This is a genomic window from Chryseobacterium sp. PMSZPI, from assembly GCF_002835665.1.
Taxonomy (GTDB): Bacteria; Bacteroidota; Bacteroidia; order Flavobacteriales; family Weeksellaceae; genus Chryseobacterium.
Map to the genome: position 1 here is coordinate 138,338 of NZ_PIZV01000074.1, position 11,170 is coordinate 149,507.

11 protein-coding genes and 1 pseudogene are annotated in these 11,170 nt (G+C 34.7%); 8 read left to right on the forward strand and 4 right to left on the reverse strand.

Going from position 1 to position 11,170, the window contains the following annotated elements; translation table 11 throughout:
- Positions 1-111 precede the first annotated feature (111 nt).
- From CW752_RS15515 to CW752_RS15550, 8 genes are all read left to right on the forward strand, one after another.
- Positions 112-2,232 carry a TonB-dependent receptor gene (locus tag CW752_RS15515; RefSeq protein ID WP_101240609.1) on the forward strand — a complete coding sequence of 707 codons (2,121 nt, stop codon included), beginning with the start codon at positions 112-114 and terminating at the stop codon, positions 2,230-2,232.
- A 197-nt stretch (positions 2,233-2,429) separates the two neighbouring features.
- Positions 2,430-3,170: a hypothetical protein gene (locus CW752_RS15520; protein WP_101240610.1), complete on the forward strand. Its 741-nt coding sequence runs from the start codon at positions 2,430-2,432 to the stop codon at positions 3,168-3,170.
- Positions 3,158-3,712, forward strand: a complete 555-nt coding sequence (locus tag CW752_RS15525) for an acyl-CoA thioesterase (protein ID WP_101240611.1) — start codon at positions 3,158-3,160, stop codon at positions 3,710-3,712. The genes CW752_RS15520 and CW752_RS15525 overlap by 13 nt, the downstream gene beginning before the upstream one ends.
- Positions 3,713-3,790: 78 nt before the next feature.
- Positions 3,791-4,171 carry a GxxExxY protein gene (locus CW752_RS15530; RefSeq protein WP_101240621.1) on the forward strand — a complete coding sequence of 127 codons (381 nt, stop codon included), beginning with the start codon at positions 3,791-3,793 and terminating at the stop codon, positions 4,169-4,171.
- A 38-nt stretch (positions 4,172-4,209) separates the two neighbouring features.
- Complete coding sequence (locus tag CW752_RS15535) at positions 4,210-5,139, forward strand: 2-hydroxyacid dehydrogenase (protein ID WP_101240612.1); 930 nt, start codon at positions 4,210-4,212, stop codon at positions 5,137-5,139.
- Between the two features lie 195 nt (positions 5,140-5,334).
- Positions 5,335-6,597 (forward strand): serine hydrolase domain-containing protein, encoded by a 1,263-nt coding sequence (locus CW752_RS15540; RefSeq protein WP_101240613.1) that lies wholly within the window; start codon positions 5,335-5,337, stop codon positions 6,595-6,597.
- Between the two features lie 25 nt (positions 6,598-6,622).
- Entirely contained in the window at positions 6,623-8,401 is a 1,779-nt protein-coding gene (locus CW752_RS15545) for an Ig-like domain-containing protein (protein WP_101240614.1), read from the forward strand.
- Positions 8,402-8,405: 4 nt separating this feature from the next.
- A complete protein-coding gene (locus CW752_RS15550) occupies positions 8,406-8,864 on the forward strand; it encodes a heme-binding domain-containing protein (RefSeq protein WP_101240615.1) in 459 nt (152 codons plus the stop codon).
- A 266-nt stretch (positions 8,865-9,130) separates the two neighbouring features.
- Here CW752_RS15550 and CW752_RS15555 read toward each other — a convergent pair whose 3' ends face one another.
- The 4 genes and pseudogenes from CW752_RS15555 to CW752_RS15570 all read right to left on the reverse strand — a co-directional run.
- A complete protein-coding gene (locus CW752_RS15555) occupies positions 9,131-9,643 on the reverse strand; it encodes an NUDIX hydrolase (protein ID WP_101240616.1) in 513 nt (170 codons plus the stop codon).
- Positions 9,644-9,685: 42 nt separating this feature from the next.
- Entirely contained in the window at positions 9,686-10,600 is a 915-nt protein-coding gene (xerD, locus tag CW752_RS15560; RefSeq protein ID WP_101240617.1) for a site-specific tyrosine recombinase XerD, read from the reverse strand.
- A 6-nt stretch (positions 10,601-10,606) separates the two neighbouring features.
- Positions 10,607-11,029, reverse strand: coding sequence for a deoxycytidylate deaminase (locus tag CW752_RS15565; RefSeq protein WP_101240618.1), 423 nt, complete (start codon positions 11,027-11,029; stop codon positions 10,607-10,609).
- 50 nt (positions 11,030-11,079) lie between these two features.
- Positions 11,080-11,170, reverse strand: a pseudogene (locus CW752_RS15570) (enoyl-CoA hydratase); the annotation flags it as partial.

Below are 11,170 nucleotides of genomic sequence, written 5' to 3' on the forward strand. Positions count from 1 at the left end.
AATGAACCTGGAACAGGTAATGCTGTTTAGGGACGTCGGCTCTACAGGAGCTGAACTTGTATAATATCTTATCGATCCCCTTTTATTCATTAAATGTCAAAGATTTATAGAATGAAAGGTTTATTTTTTTTAGGGCTTAGCATAGGCTCTGTTGCCTTTATCCAGGCTCAAAATAAAGATTCTCTGAGTGTCAGGGAAATAGATGCGGTCAATTTTACTAAAAGACTTCCCGTTGCAAAGGAAATTATTAATGTTCAGAAAGATTTGGATGGTAAAAACCTGGGACAGGATCTTCCGATTCTCTTAAAAAATCAAACTTCAGTGATCTCTACTTCAGATGCCGGTAATGGTGTTGGGTATACAGGATTCAGAATTCGTGGGGTAGCCGGTAGAGGAATCAATGTGATGATGAATGGCGTTCCGTATAATGATTCTGAAAGTCAGGGAACCTTCTTTGTAAATGTTCCGGATTTGACAAGTTCAGCATCTCAAATTGTTATTCAAAGAGGAGTAGGAACATCTAATAACGGAGTTTCAGCGTTTGGAGCAAGTATCAATGTAATTTCTAAAGAACCGGAAGACAAAATGTATTTCAAAACGGATGATAGCTATGGTTCTTTTAATACTTATAAATATTCAGCGGAAGTAGGAAGCGGAAAATTCTGGAAAAACAGACTGTCTGTAATGGGACGATATACCCATATTCAATCGGATGGATATATTGACAGAGCTTCTTCTAAATTGAATTCATATAACTTTACAGCCTTATTTGAAGAAAAGAAAACGAAAATTCGTTTTATGGCTTTTGGAGGTAAGGAAAAAACGTATCAGGCCTGGAACGGAATTGATAGAAAAACATGGGAGACTGACCCAAAATTTAATTATTCCGGAGCAATCTATGATGCAGACTGGAAAAATATCATAGGCTTTTATGATAATGAAACGGATAATTACAGACAAAATCATTATCAATTGCTTTGGGAACAAGGTATCAATGACAGATGGAATCTGGAAACTACGTTGCATTATACTAAGGGAAAAGGGTATTACGAAAATTATAAGCAAGGAGATCCTTTTGCAAGATATAACTTACCCAATATTGATGAAAATGGCCAGATCACCAAATCTTCCGACTTTATCAGAAAGAAATGGCTAAATAATGATTTCTATGGAATTGTTTCAACGCTTTACGGAAAATTAGAATCTGTTGATCTTAATTTCGGAGCAGTGGCTAACCAATATTATGGCAGACATTATGGAAATGTTACCGGAGTTTACTTTCCGCAGATTGATGAGTATGAGTACTATAGAAATCGTTCTGTAAAAAATGAATTGGCGGCTTTTGCTAAAGCATTGTGGAGAGTCGGGGAACGTTTTGAATTCTTTGGTGACCTTCAGATCAGAAATATAGATTATAACACCAAAATAATCACTGTAGGAGATGGAGAAGGAGGAAACCTTGACAAAAATTGGCTATTCTTCAATCCTAAAGCCGGTGTGAATTATAAAATCGGAAACGGAAAAGTCTTTCTTTCATATGCTCATGCTCATAGAGAACCGAACAGAGACGATCTGATGAGTGATAATAATGTGAAAGCTGAAAAACTCCACGATTTTGAAGCAGGAATTGAGAAGCAGTTTGGTATTCTATCGGTAACGGCCAATTTATATTATATGTATTACGTTAACCAGTTGGTTTTAAATGGAGAACTGAATAATGTAGGTGCATTTATCAGAACAAACTCAGGGAAGAGCTACAGAAGAGGGATTGAAATCGGGGCCCTGGCTAAACTCTCCAAACAATGGGAATTGTCGGGAAATGTAAGCTTGAGCCAAAATAGAAATCTGGATTTTAATATCAACAATAAAAAGGAAATCAGAAACCTGGGAAATACTCAAATCTCTTTTTCACCGGATGTTATTGCAAACCTTGGACTTAAGTTTAATCCTTCAAAGAGCTTCCAGTTTGCTTTAATGAACCAATACGTAGGAAAACAATATCTGGATAACACCGAAGATAAAAATCTTCAATTGAAAGATTATTTTCTCACAGATTTTAATGCCCAATATCAATTTAAAATTGCCAATAATGATATAGCCCTAAAGTTGTTGGTGAATAATCTTTTCAATAAAAAATACGTTAACAATGGAGCGGTGTATGATGGCGCACCTTATTATTTTTCGCAGGCAGGAACAAACTTCATGTTTGGAATCAGTTGGAAAATTCAATAATCAAAGGACAGGCAAAATTGTAAATAAAGTTGAAAAGATAAATAAAGGAATTTTCAAATTTGTCTTGAAAGAGATTAGGTATAATGAATGGTAAACCTGATTTAATATAAAATAATTAAAAGACTGCTTCGGTAGTCTTTTTTTATATCAAATTAATATCTTAAAAAGTCATGAAAAAGTTATAAATTTGCCACCAAATGAATATTTCAGCATACATTTTAGAATACTTGAAACAATTCGGAACTGCCACAGTTCCAGGCTTTGGTGTGTTTTCTCTGAAAAATTCTAAGGCAATTATCAACTCTGAGAACGGAAGTATTTTACCTCCGGCCAGCCAGATTGATTTTACGATTGATTATGAAGTGAAGTCTGAAGAATTAACAGCCTTTATAGCCAATCAAAAACAGATGTCTTTAGAAGCTTCCAGAAGTGATTTAAAAATTCAGACTGATTTTTGGAAGAAAAAACTTCAGGCAGAGCAGGTTTTGGAAATTCAAAATCTGGGAACTGTTTTTATTGAAGAGGGAGATACCCATTTCAAAGGAAATAGAGTAGAATCCGGGCGTCCTGATTTTTACGGATTGGAAGAGATCAGATTTTCAGATATCAATAATGGAGAGAAAGTAACGGCTTCCGAAAGTCGTGAAAAGGATTATAAATTTAATAAATCCATCCTTTGGATTTTCCTTTTAATCATTCCGGTTCTGGGGATTCTTTACTTTGTATTTACCCAAAAAGAAACCCTTTTTGGAAAGAAATCTTTTAATGCTGTACAAACTTCTACCCATAGAATTGTAAAAGACACCGTTAAGGTTATGGTACATGCAGTACCGGTTTCGGATTCTCTGAAAAAAGATTCATTAGCAAAACCAGCCGTACAAGGAACGAAAACGGTTCCGGCTGCCAGAAACAACACTAAGAATAAATGGCAAAAATAAAAACAGCGTCAGAATCCCTGACCATTATGACTAATATCGTTCTTCCGAACGAAACTAATTCTTTAAGAAACCTTTTTGGTGGTGAGCTTTTAGCAAAAATGGACAGATGTGCATCTATTTCTGCAGCAAGACACTGTGAGAGAAGAGTAGTAACAGCTTCTGTAAACCATGTTTCATTTAACCATCCGATTCCTGAAGGAGGAGTTGTGGTATTGGAATCTAAAGTTTCCCGAGCATTCTCTACTTCTATGGAGGTGTATGTGGATGTATGGTCCGATGATCCGATTAATCAGAAAAAAATTCATACAAACTCAGGGATTTATACCTTTGTTGCCGTAGATGAATTCAACCGTCCGATTCCGATTCCGGATATGATCCCGGAAACAGAAGAAGAAAAAGAAAGATATGCTGCTGCATTCCGTAGAAAAGAACTTTCATTAATTCTTTCAGGAAGAATGAAACCTTTGGAATCTGTGGAACTTAAGAAGTTATTCCAGGAGCCTCAAGAAGAACCTCAAGCTTCTAAGAAAGATAAAAAATAAACACAAATTACACAAATGACCGCACAAATTTTCACAAATGATTTGTGCTGCAAAAAATGAAAAAAATGTGAGATGGATATTTCAGAAAATGATATATCAAAAATTGTTTACGAAGCAGGTTATCTGGTTCATAAAACTTTAGGTCCTGGACTTTTGGAAAGTGCTTATGAAGAGTGTATGTTTTATGAGCTTAATAAGAATGGCTTATTTGTTGAAAAACAAAAACCAATGCCGTTAATCTATGACGAAGTTAAATTAGATGTTGGTTACCGGCTGGATTTGTTGATCGAAAGGAAATTTATTTTAGAAATAAAATCTGTAGAAGCATTGAATGATATTCATTTAGCTCAAATACTTACCTATCTTCGATTAAGCAATTGTAGACTTGGTATGTTGGTTAACTTTAATACCATTCAATTTAAAAATGGAGTAAAAAGAGTAATCAACGGTACCTTATAGTTTGTGTTATTTGTGAAATAATTCGTGTTTAAATAAAAATGAAAATACTCCTTTTAGATAAAAATCATCCCCTAATCACTGAACAGCTTTTAGCAAAAAACTTTATTTTGGAAGAAGATTTTACTTCCTCTTACGATGAAGTCTGTGATAAAATTGAGAACTATGACGGAATTATCATCAGAAGCCGTATTCCTTTAGATCAAAACTTCCTTCAGAAAGCAAAGAATCTGAAGTTTATTGCAAGAGTGGGTGCAGGAATGGAAAATATTGATATTCCTGTTGCTGAAAAATTAGGTATTCAGCTCATCAATTCTCCGGAAGGAAATAGAGATTCAGTAGCAGAGCATGTTGTAGGAATGCTTTTGGTAATCATGAATAGATTGTTTATTGCTTCCCAGGAGGTCAAAAATGGGGTTTGGAAACGTGAAGAGAACAGAGGAGACGAGTTGCTGGGAAAAACAATTGGACTTATCGGATATGGAAATATGGGAAAAGCAACTGCTAAAAGACTTTCCGGCTTTGGTTGTAAGGTGATTTTTCATGATATTCTTCCCGGTCTTTCAGATGAATTTGCAACACAGGTTACATTAGAGGAGCTTAAACAGGTTGCAGAGGTGGTAAGTTTACATATTCCTTTAACGCAGGAAACACATTATCTTATTGATGAAAGGTTTATTGCTGATATGAAAAATGACTTTTATTTTGTGAATACAGCAAGAGGGAAGAATGTAAAAACGGAAAGTTTAGTTGAGGCTTTAAAATCCGGAAAAATAAGAGGAGCCTGTCTGGATGTATTGGAATATGAAAAATCTTCTTTCGAACATCTTGAAGCTGAAAATGAAGACTTAAAATATCTGTTGGAATCCGAAAAGGCAATTGTAACACCTCATATTGCAGGTTGGACGCATCAAAGTAAAGAAAAACTGGCACAGTTCATTGTAGATAAAATTGTAAATTCTCATTGCTAAGCGAAGAAAGCAAAGAAGGCTGAAGGGGTAAAAACGGAAAGGCATAATTGTGAAGTTGCGTCTTTGCTTTCTCAGCCTTCTTCGCCTTTTCAATTTTACTATTTTAAGTATTTGTGTTAAATAATTCATAATATCCCTTTCATATTTATTATTTATTTTCGAGTTTTATTAAATTGCCGCTCATTTTTGAATCTCATGAAGACGCGTAATTTTGTACTTATTGTAACTGTTTTTTTATCCCTTTTTTCCTGTAAAAATAAATCTGAAGCTAAAGAAGTTTCAGCAGAGAATACCACCAATCTACCCAACTACGGAGATGTGGATTTGAGTAATGTCTTTACCAAAGCAGACGGTCAGCTATCCAATAAAGAATCATTGGCCGGTTATATAGATCAATATTATAAAAAGATCTGGGAAGGAGGTGATTTAAGCGGTGGAATATTGGTGGCAAAAGGAGACGAAATTTTATACGAAAACTATAGAGGTTTTGGCAGAGAAGGACATCAGATGCCTATCGATAAGAATACACCATTACATGTCGCTTCGGTTTCAAAAACGTTAACGGCTATGGCAATGATGAAATTGGTAGAAGCCGGAAAAATAAAGCTTTCCGATCACCTTACAGAATATTTTCCAGGATTTCCTTATCCTAACGTTACGGTACAAACTTTATTAGATCAAAGAAGTGGTCTTCCCAAATACGAATATTTTATTACCAAAATACAGCCGGCACCGGCAGAACTTTCAAAGCCGTTTATTACCAATCAGGATGTATTGAATATGATTATTAAATATAAACCTGAACTGTCGAGAGATACAGATACAGGATTTATGTACTGTAATACCAATTTTGCATTATTGGCTTTGTTAATTGAGAAGGTTACAAAAACTCCTTTTCCACAAGCTATGAAAGAAATGGTTTTCACACCATTGAAAATGACTCACACTTATATTTTCCAGGAAAAAGATATTCCTACTGCTTCACAATCTTTTTATTATGGTGGAAACAAATTGTATCCTTTAGACAGATTGGATCTTATTTATGGAGATAAAAATGTATACACAACGCCAAGAGATTTATATAATTTTTCAAAGGCTATGTTTTCAAAGAATTTCCTAAAGCCTGAGCTGATGCAAATGGTTTTCACTCCCTACAGTAATGAAAAAGCCGGAATGAATAATTATGGATTAGGTTTTAGAATGAAAATATTTGATAATGGTGAAAAACTTACCTATCATAATGGATGGTGGCATGGTACCAATTCCGTATTTGCCCATCTTTTAAAATCTAAAGTGACCATTGTAGCGATTGGAAACAAATATTCGAATAAAGTGTATACTGCATTAGCTCTATCCGGATTATTTGAAGATTTTCCTTTGCAGAAAGATAAACTTCAGTCTGTGATGAATGACAATAAAGATAGTTTGAATTCAGGACACGAAGTTTTTGGAGAATAATGTTTATTTTTGCTTAAACATTTTCATGAAAAGGTTTCTTTTATTATTTGTTATCTGTTTTCTTGTACATTCCTGTGCAAGAGTTGGATCTCCTGTAGGAGGCCCGAAGGATACTTTAGCGCCTAGATTTTTAAGCTCCAATATTGATACGACAAGAATCAATGTAAAAAGAGATATTCGCGAACTCCGTTTGGATTTTGATGAGTATGTTACGTTGAAAGATATCAATAAAAACCTTATTATTTCTCCACCGATTAAAAATATCAAACGTATTCTTCCATCCGGAATTGCCAATAAATTTGTTTTGATCCAATGGTCGGATACACTGCAGGCGAATACTACATATAATTTCAACTTTGGAAACTCTATTGTTGATAATAATGAATCTAATCCATTACGTTACTTCAACTTTGCCTTTTCTACTGGAGAAAAATTAGATGATTTGTATGTCAGTGGTGAAGTAAAAGATGCTCTGGATATTAAAAAGAAATCCAGTAGCTCTGAAAACAAGCTGGTCGTAGGGCTGTATCAGGTAAAAGATACTATGAACTATAAACAGAAGCCTTATTATATTACTAAAGTGGATGATGATGGATATTATGAGTTAAATTACCTTACTCCCGGAAAATATAAAATCATTGCTTTTGAAGATGAGAATGGAAATTCAGTTTATGATCCCGGAAAGGAGAAAATAGGATTTCAAAAGGATCCTCTCAATATAGAAAAATCTATTTCAGGATTGAATTTAAAAGTTTATCCTTCTAAAAAGCCTTTGAAATATTCAGAAATGAAAGAAGCTCCGGGTGGAGTTTTAATGACTTTTGAAGGAAACCCTGCTGAGGTAAAAGTTCAATCGTTAAATGATAAGCTTAAAGATGTTAAAATCACTCATGCTCCGAAATCCGATTCAGTCAGAATCTGGTTTGATGCTGTGAAAAATAATGTTGGACAGGAAACTACCGAGAAATTAGTTTTCAGTCATAATATGGGTCCGAAAAAAGATAGTATTTACAATGTTTCCTTATTTTACAAGTTTAATAAGAAAGATGTAATGGATATCAACAGTGATAACGGAGGAGGTTCGCTCGCTCCACAATCTGACTTTAAATTATCCTCTAATTATTTCATCGATAAAATAGATCCTACAAGTTGGAGGTTGACTGTAAAAGGAGATAGCTTAAATACATTACCATTTACAGCTAAAATATCAGAAACAAATCCTTATCAGATACAGGTGAAATCTGATTTTGTTACCGGAAAAAACTATCAACTTTTAATACCTAGTAAGACAGTCTCTTCTTTCTATGCTAAAAATACACAAGCAAAACGTTTTGATTTTGATGTTGCTAAAATAGATCAATTCGGAAGCCTGGCATTTACTCTTTCGAATGCTCCGACAGGTAAATACTGGATCCAGCTTCTTGATTCTTCAGGTAAGGTAATTTATCAAAAATATACACAAGGAGATAAGGTGAAATTCGATATTTTGAAACCTGAGGAATATATTGTAAGAATCCTGGTGGATAATAATGGAAACAAATTCTGGGATGAAGCAGACTTCGCCCATGAAATCTTTGCTGAAGATGCTTATATTTTCTATAAAAAAGTCATTATAAGGGGGTTGTGGGAAACTAATGAAGATTGGGATCTGCATGATACAAGAACATTAGATAGTCCTAAAGGAGGAACTTCTCCTGTGACTCCAAATACAAGTACTCCTTCTGTAGATAAAAAAGAAACCACGGAGCAACCAATAAAAAAAGAATTAAAACTTAATAATGCAGTTCTAACACCTGTAAAATAAGCTTATGAAGAAGGCAAAGAAAATTATCTTTTGGATTTTGGTTGGTTTTGCTCTGATCCAGTTTATTCCAATCGATAGAGTGAATAAGCCGGTAGATCATGCCGTAAATTTTGTAGATGCAAAGAAAACACCGGAAAAGGTAAAATCATTGATTAAAAATGCATGTTATGATTGTCACTCCAATGAGACGGTTTATCCGAAATATGCCTTTATTGCCCCTGTTTCATGGTCTGTAAAAAGCCATGTAAACGAAGGAAGAGCACATCTTAATTTTTCCATTTGGGGAACTTATAACAAAGAATTGAAGGAGAATATGCTTGATAGATCCATGGAGGCTCTTAAACATAAAACAATGCCATTACCCGGATATATTGTTTATCATAAAGAAGCTAACCTTTCACAGGCAGAAAGAACCTTGCTTATTCAGTATTTTGATGAAATGCTGAAATCAAAAACATATTAATCTAAAATATAGTTTTTATCCATATTTTTATAGTGTTGTCATTCTGACGAAGGAAGAATCTCATTATATAGATATCCAAAATATATTTCCCACAAATTTCAGAGATTCATCACTGAGCTTATATAATATGCATCTGTGTAATTCGTGAAATCTGTGGGGAAATTGTTTTTAAACATAAAAAAACTCCCGCAGATTTTACAAAATAGGCAGTGGATAAACCCTAATAATCTGCCGTATCTGCAATATCTGCGAGAGAATATATAAAATTATTTCTTTAAATAATCCTTGAAAAATCTTTTCTGAGAATCAAAAGCAATATCTTCAAGCTGAAGTTCCTTTAAAGGAATCCATACTGCTTCTGAAATTTCTGAAAGCTCAAGGTTAACCTCAAATTTTTCCGATACATTGTATTCATAAAAGAGATCAATCGTATTGTAATCGATTTCTTTATATTGATACACATTAGGAAGGCTTGTAAGGTATCGTAGAGCCGAAATATCAATATCAAGCTGAAGTTCTTCAAAAAGTTCTCTTCTACAGGTTTCTTCTGCACTTTCTCTAGGGTCAACAAACCCTCCGGCCAGATCAAGTTTTCCTTTTTTAGGATCTCTATTCCTTCTGGTAAGGTAGATTTCATCACCACATCTGATGACAACCGCTACTGCGCCTGCCACATTATTATACAGGGTAAAACCACATTCGGGGCAGCTCCATTTCTTTTCTCCATCCCAATCTAAAGATTCTTTGCCACAGCTTGGACAATATTTCAATAATTTCATCTGTTTATAACTATTTTCTCAAAAATCAGACGGAAGGTCCTTTTATTGAGCAATATTAATATTTCTTGGGTGATAACTTAAAATAACATCCCTCAATTCTTCTGTTTTCAGATGAGTATAGATTTCCGTTGTCGTAATACTGGAGTGTCCCAGCATCTCTTGAATAAAACGAAGATCCGCACCATTCTGCAATAAATGCGTAGCAAAAGAATGTCTAAATGTGTGTGGAGATATTTTTTTGTTAACCCCTGCTTTGTCAGTAAGTTCTTTGATAATAAGAAATACAATCACTCTGGACATAGAAGTTCCACGGCTGTTCAAGAACAGGGTGTCTTCATATTTCTTGTTGATTTTACCTTTAGAACGAACCTCTTTAATATAACTTTCCAATAGCTCAGCTGTGTAATCTGCTAAAGGAACGAAGCGGATCTTATTTCCCTTTCCGTTTACTTTGATATATTGCTCCTTGAAATTAATATTGGATATCTTCAAGTCGATTAATTCAGAAACGCGAAGTCCGCAACCATACAGTACTTCAATGATGCAATGGTTCCTTTTTCCGAGATCTGTATTAACCTCAATAGCAGCAATAATTCTGTTGATATCAGCTAAACTTAAGGTGTCAGGTAAGTATAATCCCAATTTAGGGCCTTCAAGTAACGCTGCGGGATTGTCTTCACGATATTCATCTTCAAGCAGAAATTTAAAGAAAGCTTTTATGGACGAGATCCACCTCGCTTGTGATCTCTCACTGAATTTCTGTTTTGAAAGATTGAAAATGTATTCCTGCAGGTTTTCGTAACCGATAGAATCTGGGCCGACGTTTGCCAGATCTTCTTCTGCGTAATCTTTTAATTTCTTAATGTCCCGAACATAAGCGTCGAGAGTATTTTCTGAAAAATTTCTTTCGAAACGAAGAAATATTTCAAAATCTTTGATCTTTTCATCCCAAGTCATTTGTGCTTATTTTTTTAGTTCACAGTCCGATATTTGTTCTATTTCAATGTTATGGTTTCTCAGGAACGATATCCCATCGTCATCCGAATACTCATTGATGTACACTAGTCTTGTAATTCCTGCTTGCAGGATCAGCTTACTACATTCTTTACAAGGAGATAACGTTAAATATAACGTGGCTCCCTTTGCAGATTGAGTGGAAGCAGCCAGTTTTAATATGGCATTAGCTTCGGCATGCAATACATACCAGTGTGTTTTTCCGTTCGCATCTTCACAACAATTTTCAAACCCCGAAGGAGTTCCGTTGTAACCATCTGAAATAATCATCCTATCTTTTACGATAAGAGCTCCTACCTGTTTTCTCTTACAGTAGGAGAGTTTTGCCCATTCCTGGGCCATTTTTAGATAAGCCTTGTCAAACTTATTCATACCGCAGCATTAGTTTTTCGAAATAATTTGGATTAAAAGCTTTTGAAAGGTTAGAAGTTGGGCTTTCTTTTCTCAAGGAAAGCAGTCACTCCTTCTTTCTTATCTTCCATTTCAAAAAGCTCACCGAAATATTTGATTTCG